Raw genomic sequence first — 18,161 nt, forward strand, 5'->3', positions numbered from 1 at the left:
GGCGCCGTGGTCACGGCATTTCGGCGAGTTCGGCGAGCTGGGTGTGGATGTAGGCGGCGAGGCGGTGCCGGGCGGCGGTGGTGAGGAAACTGGTGTCGCCGAGTCGCGGAAAATGGTCGTCGGCGGTGTCGGTGGGGGCTTCGGTGGTGTCGGGCGAATCGCCGACTAGTTCGAGACGTGCCGGATGCTGCTGGGGGAGAGGAACATTCGGTTCGTCCGGGTCGGTGGTTGCTGCTCCGGTACGTACCATGCCCAGACCATAACGTTTTGATTGCGACCGTTGCCAACATGATAGGCCCCGGAGTGATGACCGCCACGTTTTGCCCCGCGCGGTTCTGACCGATCATGGATCGATGCTGTTCGTCCTCGCCGATGGTGAGATCCGCTACGCGAACTACCCTTTCGCCGGTGCGTCCGTGTATCCCGAGGGCGTGGTGACCGCCGCCGAGATCCGCGATGCCGATCCGCGCGGCTGGCCCCCGGAAGTCCGGACCGTGCACGGCGAGACCCTGTTCCTGCCGCGGGTGGACGAGGCGGAGTTGGTGGAGTTCTGCACCGTCAACGCGATCGCGGTGCGCCGGCGTCCCGATGTGTGGTCCGACCTGCTGGAACCCTTCCTGGATACGACCTTCGACCCGGAACACCAGCGGGCGACCGAGCAGCGGTTGCGGCGCGCGGGCCTGTCGGCGGCGCAGATCGTGGCGATCCGGCAGCACGTCGAGCGGGCGATGCTGTCCTACAACTTCGACAGCATGCTGTGGGATTGGGTGAATCTGGGCCTGTTCGACCTGCTCTCGGCCGCGGCCGGAGTGCTGGCCCGGCCCGAGGCCGCCGCGTCGCTGGGTGACCCGGTGCGGCTGTACGGGTGGGCGATGCGGATCGCCGAGGGGCAGGCCGATGACCTCCGGTGAGGGTCAGGACGCGCGGGCGGCCGGTTCGGGTGAGGCGGCCTCGCGCACGTAGTCCGCGACGGGGCTGAGCTGCAGGACGGCGGGCATCCGGCGGGTGAGTGCGGGCAGGCCGTGGAACCGGACGCGGCCGGTGCGCTGGGCGTGGACGAGTGGCATGCGGCCCAGCCACACCTCGTAGAGTCCGGCGACATCGGCGACCACGGTGACGTCGACCGGGTAGCCGGGGTCGGTTTCGCAGACCGACGGGATGCCCGCTTCGATGACGATCCAGAACCGGCGCACGTCGTCGGTGAACCGGATCTGCAGTACCTGGCGGCGGCCGGGCAGGACGGTGGTGTCGAGGCGCTGGTGCATCCACCACACCAGCAGGGTGGCGTCGAGTTCGTCCTCGCGGGGTGCGCCGAAGGTCCAGCGTGCGCCCCATTCGCCCAGGCCGAACAGGATCGGTTCGAGCGCGCTGCCCGCTTCGGTGAGCAGGTGCTCGGTGCCGATCTTCTCGAGCAGTCCCGCGCGTTCGAATTGGCGCAGGCGTTTGGCGAGCAGGCTGCGCGACAGGCCCGGTAGCCCGCGGGCCAGGTCGTTGAAGCGGGTGGTGCCGACGAACAGATCACGCAGGATGAGCAGTGACCAGCGCTCGCCGAGCACGTCGAGCGCGCGGGAGATCGGGCAGTACTGGCCATACGCTGCGGTGGCGTCTGTCATGGTCACCTCGTCGACGGGGTCTATTTCTTGTACCGGGTGGGTCCATTTTCTGGACTATCTGGTTATCGCGGCGCTTTCTACGTTCGAAACATGACTTCCACAATTTCTGACTCCACCTCCGTCGTCGACCGCGTCGCCCTGGCCCGCGAGATCGGCGAATCCCTGCGTCCCGAGGTCCCCGAGCGGGACCGCACCGGCGAGATCTCGGTCGCCGCGTTCGACCTGTTGCGGTCGAGCGGTTTGTCGGCGGCTCTGGTGCCCGTCGAGTTCGGGGGCGGTGGTGCCTCCCATGCCGAGATGGGCGCGATCCTGCGCGAGCTGGGCCGACACGATCCGTCGACGGCGGTGGCCTTCGCCATGCATTCGCATCTGGTGGCCGCGCAGGTGTGGCGGCACAAGCACGGTGTCGATGCCTCGGCGGTGTTCGCGAAGGTGGCCGCGGGGGCGATCCTGGTGAGTACGGGCGCCTCGGACTGGGTCGATTCCAACGGCGAGGCCGTGCGGGTCGAGGGTGGCTATCGGGTCGGTGCGCGCAAGGCGCCGGCCAGTGGCTGCGAGGTCGGCGATGTGCTGGTGACCAGTGTGCGCTGCGGTGCCGAGGTGTTGCACTGCGCGATTCCGATGTCGGCGCCGGGTGTGCGGATCGAGAAGACCTGGGACGCTTTCGGTTTGCGTGCGAGCGGTTCGCACACGGTGGTGCTGGAGGAGGTGTTCGTCCCGGATGCGGCGGTGTCGATGGTGCGTCCGGCCGGGGTGTGGCCGCCGGTGCTGAATGTGGTGATCGGGGCGGCGTTGCCGCTGGTGCTGGCGGCCTATCTCGGTGTGGCCGATGCCGCGGTGGAGTTGACGGCGGGGCTGCTGGCGGGCCGTTCGGAGCCGCACACCGTGCAGTCGGCTGGCGAGATGCTCAATGCCTACACCACGGCCGCGGATCTGATCGCGGCGATGTTCGGTGATTCCGACGACCTGATGTTCCCGAGCACGGAGGAGTACGCGTCGCGGACGTTGAGCCGCAAGACCGTCGCGGCGGACGCGTTGATCACCACGGTCCGGCTGGCGATCGAAACCACCGGCGGGGCGGGCTATTCCCGGACCTGCGAGCTGGAACGTCTCTACCGCGATGTGCACGGCTGCCAGTTCCATCCGCTGCCGCGGGCCAAGCAGACCCGCTTCAGCGGCCGGGTACTGCTCGGGCACGGCCCGCTGGGCTGATCAGTCGAACAGTCCACCGGCGAAGGGCTGGGTGCGCCAGTGCTCGATCGCGGGGGCCAGTGCGTCGCCGAGGATCGGTTGTTCGGCGACCAGCGGCAGGCAGGCGATGGTGCGGGCCGTGCCGACCGCCTCGACGAACCGCAGGACGCGCGGGTCGAGCCGGCGCAGGCCGAGGCGGTCGGCGGCGGTGTCGTAGGCCGCCGCCACCTCGGGTCCGAAGGCGGCGAGATCCCATTCGGCGGGGCCGAGGGTGGCGAGTTCGAAATCGGCGTGGAGCGGGCCGTCGACGGTGGTGACGAGGTTGTAGGCGGGGGCGTCGCCGTGGAGGGGTTGCAGGTCGGTGCCGGGGAATTCGGTGTCGAAGGCGGCGCGGGAGGTGACGAGGGGTTCGAGTCGTCGCCATTCGCGTCGCGCGCGCGCGAGGTCTTCGGCGGGCAGCAGGTCGGGGGATTGTGCGAGCGCGTCGTAGGAGGGGGTGATCGTGTGGGGTTCGGCGGCGGACAGGAACGGGAGTTCGCCGGGGTAGTCGCGCAGGGTGCGATGCAGCTCGGCGACGAGGGCGGCGTGGCGGAGGTAGTCCGGTGCGGCGGCGGGATCGCGGTCGACGTAGCGCCAGAAGGTCATCGAGAAGCCGTCGCGCCGGACGGGTTGGGCGGGGACGAGCGGGCTCGGCGCGATCACCGGGATGTGGCGGGAGTCGAGCCAGCGCACCACGTCGAGTTCGGTGCGCTGTCGGCGGGCGAGTCCGTCGAGGTCGCTGCCCGGTGCGAGCACGGTCGGCACCCGCACCACGACCGGTGCCGGGGCCAGATGTACGACGACGGAGAAGATGTCGTGCAGTACGACCGGGTCGCGCACGGTCAGGCCGTGTTCGCGGCCCGCGGCGACGGCGGCCGAGACGGCGCGTGCGGTGCGGGTGGCGAGCTGGTCGGCGGTCATGGCGGCGGGCATGCCGGGATGGTGTCATGCGGGGGTGGCGGGTGCTAGGGGTTTTCGTCGAGCATGCGGGTGGCGCGGGCGGTGACGTCACGGCGTAGTTCGTCTTCGGGCAGGTCGTCGAGGCCGGTGGCGGCGCGCAGGAAGGGGCCGAGCATTTCCCAGCCGACCAGCAGCGCGGCGGCATTGGCGGCGGCGAGGGCGGCGGTGCGGTCGTCGGCGCCGGTGGCGGCCGCACGGTCGACGAGTGCGGTCATGATCGGGAAGCGTTGTTGCAGGCGGCCCACGGGGTAGCCGTCGAGGAGGCAGCGGACCAGGACGGTCAGGTGCCTGCGGGTGTCGGGGTCGGTCGGGGTGGTTCCGGTGAGGTCGGTGTCGGGGCCGTGCAGGTCGCCGAGGTGGTCGAGGACGGCGGCGACGAGGTTCTCCTTGGCGCCGAAGTGGCGGAAGACCAGGCCGTGGTTGACGCGGGCGCGGTCGGCGATGTCGCGGACCGAGGTGGCGGTGGGTCCGCGTTCGGCGAACAGGTCGGCGGCGTGGTGCAGCAGTGCGGAGCGCACGGCGTCGCGGCCGGTGGGAATTGGAATCGGGTCGATTCGATTCGTCGTCGGGGGTGTAGTCATGTGACTACGGTAGTCCGTACGCACTTGTAGTCATGCGACTACATGAGACGAGGAGAGCCGAATGTCCGAATCCACCGCGGTCGCAGCGCCGGAAGCCCCCAGCGTGCGGCCGTTTCCGCTGCCCGGGTATTCCATCTCCGTCGGCCCGTTCTCGCATCTGCGCGCCGAGCGGGAGCGGCTGGCAGCGCTGCGCTGGCAGCATTTCGACGCCCAGCAGGTGGGTGCCACCCTCGGCGCGGAGATCAGCGGCATCGATCTGACCGTCACCCAGCCGGGCGAGGTCATCGAGGAGTTGCGGCAGGCGCTGCACGACTACAAGGTGCTGTTCTTCCGCGACCAGCCGCTCACCTCGGCCCAGCACGTCGGCTTCGCACAGCGTTTCGGTGACCTCGAGATCCATCCCGCGCTGGCGGCCAGTGCCGAGCAGCCCGAGCTGGTGCGCTTCGAGAAGGGTTCGGAGATGGTCGGTGTGGAGAACGCGTGGCATCACGATGTCACCTGGCGTGAACGGCCCTCGCTGGGCGCGATCCTGCACGCGGTGGAGGTCCCCCCGATCGGCGGCGACACCCTGTTCGCGGACATGTACGCGGCCTACGACTCGCTCGACGAGGACACCCGTGCCGAGATCGACACCCTCGACGCCGTCCACGATTTCACCCGCGCGTTCGGCTTCCGTGCCTCACCGGAACAGCAGGCCGCGATGCGCCAGCAGAACCCCTCCGTCCGGCACCCGGTGGTCGCCACCCACGCCGCGACGGGCCGCAGGCACCTGTATGTGAACCGTATCTTCACCGACCGCATCGTCGGCTACGACGAAGAACGCAGCCGCGCCCTGATCGACCGCCTGGCCCGCCAGGCCGACTACCCCGAACACCAGGTCCGCCTGAAGTGGCGCCCCGACACCGTCGCGTTCTGGGACAACCGCGCCGTCCAGCACTACGCGGCCAGCGACTACTGGCCGCAACGCCGCATCGTCGAACGCGCCTCCATCACCGGACCCCGCCCCACCCGCTGATCCCGAACGTGTCGGTGCCCGGAGGTAGGGTCCGGGCACCGAAGCGAATCCAGGGGGTGGGGTTGTGGGGACGAGACCGTGTGTTCGGACGACAGCGGGAACGGTGCGGGGGCGGGTCGAGAACTCGGTCGCGGTGTTCCGCGGCATCCCCTACGCGCGACCACCGTTCGGCGCCTTGCGGTTTCGGCCGCCGGTCGCGGTCCCGGCGTGGGAGGGTGTGCGTGATGCGGGCGCGTTCGGCCCGGCCGTGCCGCAGGCGGGTCATCCCGGTTCGGTGATGACCGCGGTGGCCGGGGTCGTCGGGGACGGATCGGATGACTGTCTGTCGTTGAACGTCTGGTCACCGGGTCTCGGGGCCGGTGGGTTGCCGGTGATGGTGTGGATCCACGGTGGCGCCTACCTGGAAGGGCGTTCGGCGAATCCGCACTTCGATGCCGCGACGCTGTCGGCGTGCGGTGTGGTGGTCGTGAGCATGAACTACCGCACCGGATTCGAAGGTTTCGCCCACGTCGACGGTGCGCTGGACAATCGCGGTCTGCTCGACCAGGTAGCGGCATTGCGCTGGGTCCGGGACGAGATCGCGGCGTTCGGTGGCGATCCGGGCGCGGTCACCATGTTCGGTCAGTCGGCCGGGGCGGGGTGTCTGGCAGCGCTGGTCACCATGCCGTCGGCGGCGGGCTTGTTCCAGCGCGCGATCGTCCAGAGCCTGCCGGGCACATTCTTCGCGCCGGAATTGGCCGGTGCCGTCTCGACGGCGATCGCGGCGCAGGCAGGGGCCTGCGCATCGGTGGCGGATCTGGCCTCGATGCCCCCGCAGGTGCTGGTCGACGCGACGGCGGCGATCATCGCGACGATGCCCGGGCGCGTCGAGGTCTGGGGTCCGATGGCGACGACTCCGACACCGTTCTCGCCGGTCGTGGACGGTGAGGTACTTCCGCAGGATCCCTGGCGGGCACTCGCCGCGGGTGCCGGGCGGGATGTCGAGTTGCTCGTCGGGCACACCCGGGACGAGTACCGGTTGTTCACCGCGGATCTCGGCCGCACGGTGACCGACGCGGATGTGCAGTCCGACCTGGCGGTTCTCGCTCCGTCCCTGGATCCCGGCGTGTACCGGGCCGCTCACCCCGACGTCTCCTCCGCAGAATTGCTCGAACTCGTCCATGCCGACTGGCTGTTCCGCATGCCGAGCCTGCAACTGGCCGAAGCCCAGCACACCGGCGGCGGCGCCACCTGGACCTACGAGCTGTGCTGGGTCTACAACCGCGACGAAGACGCTTCCCACAGCCTCGATGTGTTGCTGGTCTTCGGGACCCTCACCGCCGACGAGATCCGCCGCCACCCCACGGCCCACCCGCACGCGGCGGAGGAAGCCGACGAACTCGGACTGCGGATGCGTACGGACTGGGTGAACTTCGCGACCACCGGCGACCCCGGGTGGTCTGCCTACGACCCCGCCGCACGAAGTACCCGCGTCTACACCGCCGAACCGGCTGTCCGCGCCTACCCCGAGGAGATCTCCCGCCGGATCTGGCGCGACATCGAATTCGGCACCCTGCACCCTGTTCGCGAGACGCCTGTCGATGCGGGCCTGCCGGTGTCGCCGGAGCCGACTAGCCTGAGCGGGGTGACGAGCACCGAGTTGCCCTTCGGGTCCTGGCCGACTTCCATCACCTCCGAAAGCGTTGTCGCCGCGGCGGTCCGCCTGGGTGAGGTGCGCGTGGACGGGTCCGATGTGTACTGGTCGGAAGGTCGGCCCGCCGAGGGCGGCCGAACCCAGATCGTGCGCCGCGCCGCCGACAGGACCCGGACCGACCTGCTGCCGTCGGGCATGGACGCGCGCACCGCCGTACACGAATACGGTGGCGCCGCCTGGTGGGTGCGCGACGGCGTGCTGTTCTTCGTGAACTGGGCCGATCAGCGCCTGTATCGGCTCGAACTCGACGGTGAGCCGGTCGCGGTGACTCCGGAGCCCGCTGTCTCGCGCGGCGACCGGTACGGTGACGGCGCGTTCGCTCCCGACGGGGCGAGCATCGTGGCGATCCGTGAGCGGCATCCGGTCGACGGGCGTGGCGCGGTGGATGTGCGCAACGAGATCGTGCGGCTGTCCGCCGACCGGTTGTCGGAGCCGGAGGTCCTGGTCAGCGGCCCGGATTTCGTCGTGTCCCCGCGTCTCGACGCGTCCGGGGCACGGCTCGCCGTGGTGAGCTGGGATCATCCGTCGATGCCGTGGGACGACACCGTCCTGCGCGTACGTGATCTGTCGACCGGTGCGGAAACCGTCGTGGCGGGTGGCCCCGGTGAGTCGGTGCAGGAACCGCGCTGGCAGGACGACGGGTCGTTGCTGTTCCTGTCCGATCGCAGCGGATGGTGGAACCTCTACCGGTGGACCGTCGGCGGTGAGGTCGAGGCGGTGATCGAGACCCACGCCGAGATCGGCGTGCCCGCCTGGCAATTGGGTTCGGCGCGGTACGCGGTGCTAGGCGCCGACCACGGCATCGTGTTCGCCCGGTGGCGCGACGGCTACGACGGGCTCGCCGTGCGCCGCGCCGACGGGTCGATCACCGACCTGGAGCTGCCCTTCTCCGCCGTCTTCGCGGTCGTGCGAGCCGACGAGAACTCGGTGGTGCTCACGGCGGGCACACCGACCACGGAACTCGGCGTCTACCGGCTCACCTTCGGCGGCTCGTCACCGGAACTCGAAACCCTGCGCGCTCCCCGCGATCTCGGCCTCGACGCCGCTGACGTCTCGGTGCCCGAGCCGATCTCGTTCCCCTCGACCGATCTCGACGGCGTCCCCCGCACCGGGCACGCACTGTTCTACCCGCCGACCAGCACCCGCCACCGTGGCCCCGAGGGTGAACGTCCCCCGTTGCTGGTCATGATCCACGGTGGCCCGACCGCGCAGGCGCTGCCGGTGCTCGCGCCCTCGACCCAGTACTGGACCAGCCGCGGTTTCGCGGTCGTGGACGTGAACTACGGCGGCTCCACCGGTTACGGGCGCGCCTACCGCGACCTGCTGCACCAGGCCTGGGGCGTGGTCGATGTCGCCGACTGCATCGCCGCCGCGCGATGGCTGGCCGACACCGGTCGCGTCGACCCGCACCGGCTCGCCATCCGCGGCGGCTCGGCGGGCGGCTACACCACCCTGGCCGCCCTCGCCCGCCCCGACACCCCGTTCTCCGCGGGCGCCGACCACTACGGTGTCGCCGACCTGGAAGCCCTCGCCGCCGACACCCACAAATTCGAGAGCCGCTACCTCGACGGCCTCATCGGCGACTACCCCGCCCAGCGCGAGCGCTACCGCGAACGTTCCCCCATCCACCACATCGACCGGTTCCGCAGTCCGCTGATCGTGTTGCAGGGCAGCGAAGACGCGGTCGTCCCACCCAACCAGTCCGAAATGATCGTCGACGCACTGCGCGAACGCGGAATCCCCGTCGCCTACCTGCTCTTCGACGGCGAACAGCACGGCTTCCGCCGCGCCGAGAACATCCGCACCGCCCTGGACTCCGAACTGAGCTTCTACGCCCAGGTCTTCGGCTTCCCCCTCCCCGCCGGCGAAGGAATCGTCCCGGTCGAGGTGGAGAACTTCGCGAGTATCCAGGTGAGCGAACCGGGATGAGTCACACCGACTGACTGCTCACTCGGAATCTGTGGTCTGGATACCCGCGTAGCGGGCGGCGATACGGTGGCAGGCGTCGAGGAGTTCGGGCGGGTGTAGTTCGGTGAGGTCGGTGTCGAAGGTGGCGAGAATTCCGGCGATACCGGCCCACGACCAGGCGCCGAGGATGAGGCGGCAGTGCCCGGTGTCGAGGTGTTCGACCACGGAGCCGCCCGGTGCCCAGCGGGCCACGATGTGAGCCGGAAGGGCCAGGCGCGCGCTGCCGGTGCACGGCCAGGCGGCGGGGGTGTCGCCGCGGTCGTGGCTGCTCATGACGAAGTGCGCGAGATCGCCGTCGGGCAGTTCGCGGGGTGCGAAACCTCGGGTGGTCGGCCGCGGGTGCAGCCGGTCCACCCGGTGGACTCGCCACCGGTGATCGGCCGGGTCGTAGGCGATGAGATACCACCGTCCCGCCCACACGACGAGGTGGTGGGGTTCGAGGCGGCGGGGTGGCGTGAAGTCTGGTTCGCCCGGGTCTGGGCGGGTGCCGTCGGCGCGGAGCAGTTCGGCGACGAGGATGTGGCGCAGCCGCACGGCGGTGCCGACGACGGTGAGCGCAGCGGAGTCGATCGGGGGCGCGGGGAACTCCCAATAGTTCTGCAGCGTGGTCAGGCGCAGGGATTCCATGGCGGCGCGCAGCGTGTCCGGGATGGCTTGCTGCAGGGTGGCCAGGGCCCTGGCCGTGTCGTCCTGCAGGCCGAACACGGAGCTGGGTGCGGTTTGCAGCGCGATGGCGATCGCGAGGGCTTGGTCGTGGTCGAGCAGCAGGGGCGGCAGGGTGTGTCCGGTGCCGAGTCGATAGCCGCCGTCCGGGCCTCGGACGGTCAGGATCGGGTAGCCGAGTTCACGCAAGGTGTCCAGGTCGCGGCGCACGGTGCGTTCGCTGACGGCGAGCCGGGCGGCGAGATCGCGGAGCTGCCATATCCGGCGTGAGCCGAGCAGCGACAGCAGCCGCAGTGCCCGGTGTGACGTACTGGCCATCGGTTCATCGTGCCAGCGGTACCGGCCATCCCGTGTCCACTACCGCTGGCACCGTCTGTGAGGAGAGCATTCGACCAGGGAAAGGCAGCTGAACATGCGTGTTGTCGTGGTAGGCGGAGGTATCGGTGGGCTCGCACTGGGTGCGGGGTTGCGCCGGATCGGCCACGAGGTGACGGTGTTCGACCGCGACAGCGAGGTCGCCGCGACCGGCGGCTACCACATCACCCTCGACGAGCGAGCACAGTCCGCACTGGCGCGACTGGTGGCACCGGAGATCATGCGCCGGCTGCTCGCCTCGGGATCGGCGCTGCGCCTGCGGGATCGGGACATGCTGTGGGACTACCGCGGCCGCCTGCTCGGTTACGGCCCGGACCTGTCGGGCAGCGCGAGCATCGATGTCGACCGCATCACGCTGCGTACGTTGCTGGCCGAAGCGGTCGGCGCAGATCTGTGTCTCGGTAGGACCGTCACCGGCGTCGGCACCGACGACACCGGTATACCGAGAGTTGTCTTCGTCGACGGCGCGTCGGTCACCGCGGATCTGGTGGTCGGCGCCGACGGAACCCATTCGATCGTCGCCCGCCACCTCGCGGCGGGCCCCACCAACCATCCGGCAGGTCTCATCGGATTCTCCGGCCGCACCCGCCTCGCCGACCTCGACCCCGCCGAACGGCAACGGCTCGGCACCCGCTCGACCATGGGCATCGGCCCCCGAGGCGCCGCGCTGTATGTCGGATTCCTCGACCCGGTCGGCAACGCCGCCCTCGACGCCCCCGAGCTGAACATGTCGATCACGACAGGCCCGACCTACATCTGGGGAGCGATGTTCCCCGAATCCGCCGACACCGACGCCCTGCGCCGACTGCACGGCAGCGCCTTACAATCCGCGCTGATCGCGAGGTTCCGCGACCGCAAGTGGGCCCGCCACACACTGGAAGTGATCGCCCGCGCCGAACCGGCCGGTGTGGCGGCCTTCCGGTTCAATGCCGCCTCCACCCGCGCCACCGACCTCGCCCCGTGGACCGCGGGCCGCATCACCGCCCTCGGCGACGCCGTGCACGCCACGCCACCCACCGCCGGAATGGGTGCGGGCGCGGCGATCCAGGACGCGGCCGACCTGGTCACCCAGCTCCGCTCCCTCTCCGCCGACACCACCGACCTCCCCGCCGCGATAGGGCGCTACGAAGCACAGGCACGGCAACGCGGTGCGGCGGTCCTGACCGCGGCGATGAGAACCGTTCGCCTCATCCTGGCCACCGACACCACCCCCGGCGCCGTCGCCACCGCCACGCTCACCCCGCTCCTGGCCGCGGCTGCCCGCCTCCGACCGAACCGTCGGCGCACGGCGAACACCGACGACGTCTAGTCGGTGTCGGTGGCGGCCAGAACCGTCACGCCGGGTTCGGGCGTCAACGCGGCAATACCGATATCCCAGGCAACCCTCTCGAACCATGCGGTGGTGGCGGCGAAGGCGAACCACCGGGCATCGGCCGCGAGCCGCGCGATGTGGTCGACGGCGTCGAATTCGCTCGCGCCACACAGCGCACCGAGTGACCGCCATGCGTACAGGCGCCCATATGCGGCGCCCTCGCCGGTATTGTAGGCACCACCGGCGGCCGCCGCGGCGAACAGAATCGACCAGATGTCGGCGGGAGTCGACTCATCCACCGTGAGATCCGCGGTCGCGCCGTGATCGCTTCGTAGGCACTCCAGTGCGAGGGTGCCGAGCAGTGCGGTGACCGCGTCCGGGGCGGGGAGATGATCGAGCGTGAACGCGCGCGCCTCGCTGCGGCCGTTGGACTCCCGCTGCCAGTTGGCGACAGCTTGTCGCAGCTGACCGGCGCGAAGGGAGGTGGTGGTTTCGATGGCCGCCGGAATGCGAAGGGGAGCGCTGCTGGTGGTGGACGGCAGAGCGCCGCTGCCAACTGTATGGGAAGGACGTACGTGCTCGAGAGGCATGCGTTCCAAGGGAAGTACCCGCAGCGGATGCCACGCCCAATGCGGAGAACTCGCCCACTGCATGAGCTGGTCGTGCTCGGCGATGACGACACCGCGCACGACCAGCTCATGCAACAGACACGCCCGCAACTCGTCGGCGATCGGTCCCGCGACACCGGCTGCGCCGAACGCGTCCACTGCCTCGTCGTGCTTCAGCGATCCGGCCAGCCAGGTTGCGATGTGGCGAGCTCGGGCTTTCGGTGGGCGCATCACCGCCACGACTTCCAGCGCTGCCGCGACCTTCCCCGATACCGGCCGCGCCAGAATCGCTCGCAGGCACTGCGCGACGAGATGGTGGTCGCCGCCGTGGGCGGTCGCGACCGCGCGGGCGAGTGCCACTGCGAATCCGGCATCGTCGAGGGCCAGTCGTTCGTCGATGCGTTCCTGGACGCCGAGGCAGGGAAGTTCCCGGACTATCCGGTCGATCTCGGCGTGCACGGCCCCAGCGTACGGAACCGCAGCGGCAGACGGATTCTCATGGCGCGGTCGGGTTCGGCGGGAAGACCTGGTGGTAGATCTCGTCGGCGTGGCTGGTGGGTTCCGGGGCGCCGGGGGTGAGCTGGTAGGTGCGGTGGCCGTCGGGGGTGCGTCCGGCGCGCAGGAACAGGTCGGTGGGGTGGGCGGCGTCGTGGCGATGGTGGGCGAAGTCGTAGAGGTGGGTGACGAGGACCGGTTTGACGCCGGTGTCGACGAGGGCTTCGACCAGTGGGGTGAGGATGTGGGTGGCGTCGCGTTCGCTGGTGGAGGCGAAGGATTCGTTGGACAGCAGCAGCGCGCCCGGGGTGATGTGGTCGACGACGGCGCGCATGCGCACGAGTTCGTCGACGAGTTTGCCGTAGGTCATGGTGCGGTCTTCGTCGGTGACGAAATGGGTGAAAACGCCGGTGCTGATCTCGGATTCGAACATCTCGGCCAGGACGAACATGCCCGCCTGCATCATGATCTGGGCGGTGCCCAGGCTGCGCAGGAACGTCGACTTGCCACCGTTGTTGGCGCCGGTGACCACCAGCAGGCAGCGACCGGTCGCGTCGAGATCGTTGCCGATCACCTCGCGTGCCGACAGCGACAGGGTGAGGTCGCGCAGTCCGGAAGCACGCAGACGAGGTGTCCCGGCCGGGTGGACGGTCGGCAGGCAGAGGGCAATGCCGGCGCGGCGCAACCGGTCGGACAGGTTGAGGCAGCCGAGGTAGAAGGCCAGTTCGGTGCGCAGCCGCTGGAAGAAGTCGTGGATGTGGTCGGCGGCGTAGCTGACTGTTTCGGCCAGATCGGCCAGCGCCCGGTCGCGCAACTGCACGATCGGATTGAGGGTCGGGTTGGCGTGGGCTTCGGGGTCCTCGATCGGGTGGAACGCGGCACGTCCCGAGCGCAGACCGAAACGGGGCTTGCGCGCGGGCAGCGGGTCGTGCACGACGATGTCGGCGATCTTGTTACCCAGGCCCAGGCTCGCCCCGAGATGGATGCCGTGGTCGAAATGTAAAGCGGTCAGGTGTTTTTCGACGGTGTCGAGGTAGTCGTCGTCGAAGTGCTCGGTCACGGTGGCGGTGAGGCCGCGCAGGCCCGCCGAGGTGAAGGTGTGTGCGCGGCAGTGGGCGCGCAGCCGGCGCAGGCAGGTGAGCAGTTCGGTTAACGGCGGCAGCGACAGGACCAGTTTTCCGCCCGCGCGCCGACCGCCACCGGCGGGCCAGCGCCGGATACGGGTCGGGGCGACCGCGATCCGGTAGAGCTCGCGGACCGCGTCGGGCTGCGCCCAGCAGTCGGCCAGCACGTCGTGCCGGTAGGCGATGGTCTCGGTGTCGGTGAGTGTGGCCGGTACCGTCGCGCGGACGGTGTCGAGGATGAGTGGGTCGCCGTCGGCCATGGCGGTGAACAGCGATTCCAGGCCCAGGTCGGTGACGAGGTGGTCACCGTTGACGGCGGTGTCGGGCACCTGGCCGGGCGGGTGCAGCAGGTTCACTCGCATGCGGTCATCCTCGCGGTGACGAGGTCGTAGGTGAGTCCGTAGCGTTCGGCGAGGACCACCGCGTGCGCGTTGCCGTCGGCGTCGCGGCGTTCGATCCGGAATGTCCGCCGGGCCGGGTCGTCGGGGTCGGTGGCCGCGACCATGCTGACCGTTTCCGGACGGGTGGCGGCGAGTTCGTCGAAGAACGTCACCCACACCGCCATCGAACCGGCGGCGATGATCTTGTCGAGGACCCGGCGGCCGATCCGGACGGCGTCGGCGGTGCTGGTCGAACTGAAGCTCTCGTTGAGGATGAGCAGGCTGTCGGCGGTGGCGTGGTCGAGAGTGTCGCGGACACGGTCGAGTTCGGCCAGCAGGCGTCCGTCGGCGTCGGTGGCCTGTTCGGCCCGCTCGAAATGGGTGGTCAACCGGTCGGGCAGGGTCAGGCGGGCCGAGCGCGCCGGGACCGGGCAGCCGAGCGCGGCCAGGTAGGCGAGCTGGCCGATCATGCGGGCGAAGGTGGTCTTCCCGCCCTGATTGGGGCCGGTGACCACCAGGACCCGTTCCGGCCCCGACAGCGTGAAGTCGTTGCACACCAACGGTTGCGCAGACCCGCCCGGCTTACCGGCCAGCGCGAGGTCGAAGGCGTCTTCGGCGCCGAGGTCCGCGCCGTCGGTGACCACGGTCGGCAGTGACAGGGGCGCGCTGACGGTGGCGGCGTAGTCGAGATAGCGCAGATAGAAATGGATCTCGCGGTCGAAGGTGACGACAGCGGGGTCGAGGAACTGTGCGTGCCGGTCGGCGAAGCCGGCCAGGCGTGCGAACGGTTCGGGGAACAGGCCCGCGACACGGTCGAGGATCTGTTCTTCCATCTGGTTCATGTCCGGCCACTCGGGTTGCGGACGCAGCGGCGGCGGGGGACCGGCACCGAAACGGGCGAGCAGCCCCGACACGGTGGCGCTGTAGTCGGTGTCGCTGTCGTCGGGCCCGACGTCGATCGTGTCGGTATCGAGAACGCGGATGCTGTAGCGGACGGCGGCGAGGGCTTGCTGTGTCGTGTGCACATCCTCGGCGAGGGTGCGGATCACCGGACCTCCGACGGCCTCGGTGACCGTGTCGCGCCATCGACGCAATGCCCTCGACGAGAGTGTGAGCGCGGGCAGCGCTTCGGCCATCGTGGTGAGGGCGACGAGGTAGTCGGCGGCGGCGTCGAGATGCCAACGCTGGCGCTGTCGCGGATGCTGGAGCCGGGCCGCACCGGCCGTGCGTCGGCGCACCCGCCGCATTCCGGCCGCGAAATCGTCGAGAACGGTGCGGATCTCGATGTCGGCCAGATCGGCGAACACTTCCTGACGGAATCGCACGGTGTCGGGATCGCAGACCGGGTGGCGCAGCAGCGCGGTGAGCCCGAACTCGTCGGGCGCACCCGCGATCGCGGCGATCACCTGGTCGAGCCGCAGATCCGTGACGGTCGCGTCGTCGACGACCATCGCCGCGACGGCCGAGGGATCCTTCGGCCAGACCACGCTGTCCGCGCGCATCGACGCCCTCCCTCCGCTGTGCCGTCGGCACCCGCCACGCAGGCTAGGGAGCGCCGCGGCGATCGTCAAGGATCAGGCGGGCAACGCCGCGGTGAACACCACCTCGAGTTCGTCGATGACATCGTCGAGCGCCGCCGTCGACCGGTTCACCCGGCACAGGATCACCGCACCCTCGACCGCCGCGATCGCCATCGTCGCCAGGCGTCGGGCGCGCTCCGGTTCCACCCCGTCGGTTTCGATCGCGGTGACGAGCCCGGTATGCCAGCGCTGGATGATCGCCGCGACCGATGGTTGCAGATGCTCGTCGTCGGGCGAACTGCCCACCGCCACCGACACCACCGGGCATCCGGCCGCGAAATCGGACTGCTCCAGCAGGGTGTTCCAGAACTGCCCGAACTGCCGCAGGGTCACGACCGAGTTCTGCGCCGCGGCCTGCTCGATGATGGCGCCGATGGTGTCACCGGCCAGCGTCAGCGATTCGGTCATGATCTGCGCGCGGCCACCGGGGAAATGGTGATACACCGACCCCCGGGGTGCGTCGCTGCGCGCCAGCACGGCGTCGATGGTCACCCCGGCGGCGCCCCGCTCGCGCAGCAACTCGACGGCGCTGTGCAGCATTCGCTGACGGGTGTTGGTGCGGGCTCCCACGGCGGCGGCACTCCTGACAGACGAACGGGTCCGGACGTCACTATGCTACCTCGCATAGTCCCTGGTCCCGGTGGACGGACCGGTAGGTTGAGCGGATATCGCCTGTCCCCTCCGCGCGAAGGACCTCTACGTGACCCGGCCGGTGTTCGACGCCCACCTCCACATCATCGACCCCGCCCACCCGCTGGTGGAGAACGACGGATACCTGCCCGAACCGTTCACCGTCAGCGACTATCAGGCGCGGATCGCCGGGCTGGGCATCGCCGGCGGCGCGGTGGTGTCGGGGTCGTTCCAGGCCTTCGACCAGGACTATCTGATCGATGCGCTGCGGGTACTGGGCCCCTCGTATGTCGGGGTCACCCAGATCCCGGTCGAGACCAGCGACGCGCGGATCCTCGCCCTGCACGAGGCGGGCGTGCGAGCGGTGCGGTTCAATGTGCGCCGCGGTGGCTCGGCCGGTCTGGACGACCTCGACCGCCTCGCCCGCCGCGTCCACGACCTGGCCGGTTGGCACACCGAGCTCTACATCGACGCCCGCGCGACCGCCGACCTCGCCGACCGCCTCACCGCCCTGCCCGCCGTCAGCATCGACCACCTCGGACTCCACGCCGACGGCCTCGACGACCTCCTGCGGCTGGTCGAACGCGGTGTGAAGGTCAAAGCGACCGGTTTCGGCCGTATCGATCTGGACCCGGCCGCGGCGATCACCGCCATCATGCGAGTCGACCCCACCGCGCTCATGGTCGGCACCGACCTACCGTCCACCCGGGCCCGCAGACCCTTCGAGAACACCGATTTCGCGATCATCGAAAGCGCACTAGAACCCGATCAGGTATCGGCGGTCTTCTGGGACAACGCCGCCGCATTCTACCTCCGCGACCCCCGCGAGCCCGGGTCAGTGTGATCGGTGGGCATACAGTCCGGCCTGGTCGATGACGCCCCAGACGCGGACCTCGAAGCGGTATTCGCCGGGGAGCGGTTCGAGCAGGCCCTCGACCGCGTGGATTCCGGGTGCGGGGGTGCGCACCGGGTGCAGGCCGAGGGCACGGCCCCATTGATCGACGACCCAGCCGGGGTGGTGCGGAAGGTGGGTTCCGGCTTGGCCTTCGATGGACAGGACTGCTTCCATGTCGGTGTCGTCGGTCACCGACGGGGCGACGTACCAGGTCAGCGGGAGCAAGCCTGAGGTTCGGCCGAGTTCGTTGAGGTGGGTGGCGACTGCCGCCTCGATGGCCGCGCTCAGCTGAGTCAGGTGCATGAGAGTCATCTTGCTCCGGGTCCCGCGGTCGCGATGTAGCAGCCCGGCTTATCGTTGCCCGGATCAGGCTGTGGTGGGCGACTTTTCGCGCTCGGCGGCCGACGTGGCCTTGAGAGCCTCGAAGCGGACGACCGCGCCGGCCGCGCCCCAGCTGCCTTCGGGGATCTCCCGGATCAGTGTCCACACGTGCAGTGCCTGTGCGCTGTTCGGGTCGAGTCCGGCGGCGGTGACCACGGCGGTGTGGACGTCGGCGATGAGTCCTTCCTTGCGGCGAGCGGACAGGGTGCCTTCGGGGACGGTGATCTCGATGCGGAAGCGAGGGCTGCCGCCGCCACGTCCGCCGACCGCGAGCTGTTCGGCGTCGATCTCGTGGAAGTACACCCAGGTGATCTCGCGGAAGAACTCGGTGTCGGGGGCGCCTTCCCAGCGCAGCAGGATCGTGGCGAGCTCGTCGAGCAGCTGGGGGCGGACGGTGTCGGGGATGGAACCGCGGACGGCGGTGACATCGATCATCGGCATGGAGGACTCCTCGGTAGGGGGGACCAGACTGCTATGCAGTATTGCATAACACTTAGGAAGTGCGACAGGTTGCGACGGCCTAGGCCGACAGGTACGTTCCCGCGCATGTCGAAGAGAATCGAGCACACCTTCACCCGGTGAGCATGCTCGACGAGCGCAGGCGCTCGATCCGCCGGTTTCGTTGTATGACCATGCTCTACGGCTGCATCAGCTCAAT

At 69.7% G+C, this 18,161-nt stretch carries 17 protein-coding genes; 6 read left to right on the plus strand and 11 right to left on the minus strand.

The annotated features are described in order from the left end of the window. Positions 1-10 precede the first annotated feature (10 nt). A complete protein-coding gene (locus ACFC06_RS03290; protein WP_375927370.1) occupies positions 11-250 on the minus strand; it encodes a hypothetical protein in 240 nt (79 codons plus the stop codon). A 103-nt stretch (positions 251-353) separates the two neighbouring features. Between ACFC06_RS03290 and ACFC06_RS03295 the strand changes: the two genes are divergently transcribed. After that, positions 354-911, plus strand: coding sequence for a hypothetical protein (locus ACFC06_RS03295; RefSeq protein ID WP_375927372.1), 558 nt, complete (start codon positions 354-356; stop codon positions 909-911). A 3-nt stretch (positions 912-914) separates the two neighbouring features. Here ACFC06_RS03295 and ACFC06_RS03300 read toward each other — a convergent pair whose 3' ends face one another. After that, entirely contained in the window at positions 915-1,613 is a 699-nt protein-coding gene (locus ACFC06_RS03300; RefSeq protein WP_375927374.1) for a winged helix-turn-helix transcriptional regulator, read from the minus strand. A gap of 90 nt (positions 1,614-1,703) precedes the next feature. Between ACFC06_RS03300 and ACFC06_RS03305 the strand changes: the two genes are divergently transcribed. Beyond that, positions 1,704-2,825 carry an acyl-CoA dehydrogenase family protein gene (locus tag ACFC06_RS03305; RefSeq protein ID WP_375927376.1) on the plus strand — a complete coding sequence of 374 codons (1,122 nt, stop codon included), beginning with the start codon at positions 1,704-1,706 and terminating at the stop codon, positions 2,823-2,825. Here the strand turns inward: ACFC06_RS03305 and ACFC06_RS03310 are convergent, their stop codons facing one another. Next, entirely contained in the window at positions 2,826-3,776 is a 951-nt protein-coding gene (locus tag ACFC06_RS03310; RefSeq protein WP_375927378.1) for a phosphotransferase family protein, read from the minus strand. A gap of 32 nt (positions 3,777-3,808) precedes the next feature. Further along, complete coding sequence (locus ACFC06_RS03315; RefSeq protein WP_375927380.1) at positions 3,809-4,384, minus strand: helix-turn-helix domain-containing protein; 576 nt, start codon at positions 4,382-4,384, stop codon at positions 3,809-3,811. Between the two features lie 61 nt (positions 4,385-4,445). Between ACFC06_RS03315 and ACFC06_RS03320 the strand changes: the two genes are divergently transcribed. Together ACFC06_RS03320 and ACFC06_RS03325 are read left to right on the plus strand one after the other, a co-directional pair. Further along, positions 4,446-5,399 carry a TauD/TfdA dioxygenase family protein gene (locus ACFC06_RS03320; protein WP_375927382.1) on the plus strand — a complete coding sequence of 318 codons (954 nt, stop codon included), beginning with the start codon at positions 4,446-4,448 and terminating at the stop codon, positions 5,397-5,399. Positions 5,400-5,463: 64 nt separating this feature from the next. Then, positions 5,464-9,021 carry a carboxylesterase family protein gene (locus ACFC06_RS03325; RefSeq protein WP_375927384.1) on the plus strand — a complete coding sequence of 1,186 codons (3,558 nt, stop codon included), beginning with the start codon at positions 5,464-5,466 and terminating at the stop codon, positions 9,019-9,021. A gap of 18 nt (positions 9,022-9,039) precedes the next feature. On the opposite strand, the gene ACFC06_RS03330 is transcribed toward ACFC06_RS03325, so the two are convergent. Further along, positions 9,040-10,041: a helix-turn-helix transcriptional regulator gene (locus tag ACFC06_RS03330; protein ID WP_375927386.1), complete on the minus strand. Its 1,002-nt coding sequence runs from the start codon at positions 10,039-10,041 to the stop codon at positions 9,040-9,042. Positions 10,042-10,135: 94 nt separating this feature from the next. Between ACFC06_RS03330 and ACFC06_RS03335 the strand changes: the two genes are divergently transcribed. After that, positions 10,136-11,407: an FAD-dependent oxidoreductase gene (locus tag ACFC06_RS03335; RefSeq protein ID WP_375927388.1), complete on the plus strand. Its 1,272-nt coding sequence runs from the start codon at positions 10,136-10,138 to the stop codon at positions 11,405-11,407. Here the strand turns inward: ACFC06_RS03335 and ACFC06_RS03340 are convergent. From ACFC06_RS03340 to ACFC06_RS03355, 4 genes are all read right to left on the minus strand, one after another. Beyond that, a complete protein-coding gene (locus ACFC06_RS03340) occupies positions 11,404-12,477 on the minus strand; it encodes a DUF6183 family protein (protein WP_375927390.1) in 1,074 nt (357 codons plus the stop codon). The genes ACFC06_RS03335 and ACFC06_RS03340 overlap by 4 nt on opposite strands. A gap of 37 nt (positions 12,478-12,514) precedes the next feature. Beyond that, positions 12,515-13,999 (minus strand): DNA mismatch repair protein, encoded by a 1,485-nt coding sequence (locus ACFC06_RS03345; RefSeq protein WP_375927392.1) that lies wholly within the window; start codon positions 13,997-13,999, stop codon positions 12,515-12,517. Continuing rightward, positions 13,990-15,519 (minus strand): DNA mismatch repair protein MutS, encoded by a 1,530-nt coding sequence (locus tag ACFC06_RS03350; RefSeq protein WP_375927394.1) that lies wholly within the window; start codon positions 15,517-15,519, stop codon positions 13,990-13,992. The genes ACFC06_RS03345 and ACFC06_RS03350 overlap by 10 nt, the downstream gene beginning before the upstream one ends. Before the next feature lie 72 nt (positions 15,520-15,591). Next, the gene (locus ACFC06_RS03355; RefSeq protein WP_375927396.1) at positions 15,592-16,167 is read right to left on the minus strand and encodes a TetR/AcrR family transcriptional regulator; all 576 of its coding nucleotides are present in this window, start codon (positions 16,165-16,167) and stop codon (positions 15,592-15,594) included. A gap of 130 nt (positions 16,168-16,297) precedes the next feature. Between ACFC06_RS03355 and ACFC06_RS03360 the strand changes: the two genes are divergently transcribed. Next, a complete protein-coding gene (locus ACFC06_RS03360; RefSeq protein ID WP_375927398.1) occupies positions 16,298-17,071 on the plus strand; it encodes an amidohydrolase family protein in 774 nt (257 codons plus the stop codon). On the opposite strand, the gene ACFC06_RS03365 is transcribed toward ACFC06_RS03360, so the two are convergent. After that, the gene (locus ACFC06_RS03365) at positions 17,063-17,434 is read right to left on the minus strand and encodes a hypothetical protein (RefSeq protein WP_375927400.1); all 372 of its coding nucleotides are present in this window, start codon (positions 17,432-17,434) and stop codon (positions 17,063-17,065) included. The two genes, ACFC06_RS03360 and ACFC06_RS03365, sit on opposite strands and share 9 nt — an antisense overlap. 54 nt (positions 17,435-17,488) lie before the next feature. Next, positions 17,489-17,944: a tautomerase family protein gene (locus tag ACFC06_RS03370; protein WP_375927401.1), complete on the minus strand. Its 456-nt coding sequence runs from the start codon at positions 17,942-17,944 to the stop codon at positions 17,489-17,491. Between the last annotated feature and the right edge of the window lie 217 nt (positions 17,945-18,161).

Origin of the sequence: Nocardia sp. NPDC056064, from assembly GCF_042266925.1 — a bacterium.
Taxonomy (GTDB): domain Bacteria; phylum Actinomycetota; class Actinomycetes; order Mycobacteriales; family Mycobacteriaceae; genus Nocardia.

Excerpts from the sequence above, each read along its gene's own strand:
- ACFC06_RS03290 (WP_375927370.1), bottom strand. The coding sequence starts at position 250 with ATGGTACGTACCGGAGCAGCAACCACCGACCCGGACGAACCGAATGTT.
- ACFC06_RS03295 (WP_375927372.1), top strand. The coding sequence starts at position 354 with ATGCTGTTCGTCCTCGCCGATGGTGAGATCCGCTACGCGAACTACCCT.
- ACFC06_RS03300 (WP_375927374.1), bottom strand. The coding sequence starts at position 1,613 with ATGACAGACGCCACCGCAGCGTATGGCCAGTACTGCCCGATCTCCCGC.
- ACFC06_RS03305 (WP_375927376.1), top strand. The coding sequence starts at position 1,704 with ATGACTTCCACAATTTCTGACTCCACCTCCGTCGTCGACCGCGTCGCC.
- ACFC06_RS03310 (WP_375927378.1), bottom strand. The coding sequence starts at position 3,776 with ATGCCCGCCGCCATGACCGCCGACCAGCTCGCCACCCGCACCGCACGC.
- ACFC06_RS03315 (WP_375927380.1), bottom strand. The coding sequence starts at position 4,384 with ATGACTACACCCCCGACGACGAATCGAATCGACCCGATTCCAATTCCC.
- ACFC06_RS03320 (WP_375927382.1), top strand. The coding sequence starts at position 4,446 with ATGTCCGAATCCACCGCGGTCGCAGCGCCGGAAGCCCCCAGCGTGCGG.
- ACFC06_RS03330 (WP_375927386.1), bottom strand. The coding sequence starts at position 10,041 with ATGGCCAGTACGTCACACCGGGCACTGCGGCTGCTGTCGCTGCTCGGC.
- ACFC06_RS03335 (WP_375927388.1), top strand. The coding sequence starts at position 10,136 with ATGCGTGTTGTCGTGGTAGGCGGAGGTATCGGTGGGCTCGCACTGGGT.
- ACFC06_RS03345 (WP_375927392.1), bottom strand. The coding sequence starts at position 13,999 with ATGCGAGTGAACCTGCTGCACCCGCCCGGCCAGGTGCCCGACACCGCC.
- ACFC06_RS03350 (WP_375927394.1), bottom strand. The coding sequence starts at position 15,519 with ATGCGCGCGGACAGCGTGGTCTGGCCGAAGGATCCCTCGGCCGTCGCG.
- ACFC06_RS03365 (WP_375927400.1), bottom strand. The coding sequence starts at position 17,434 with ATGACTCTCATGCACCTGACTCAGCTGAGCGCGGCCATCGAGGCGGCA.
- ACFC06_RS03370 (WP_375927401.1), bottom strand. The coding sequence starts at position 17,944 with ATGCCGATGATCGATGTCACCGCCGTCCGCGGTTCCATCCCCGACACC.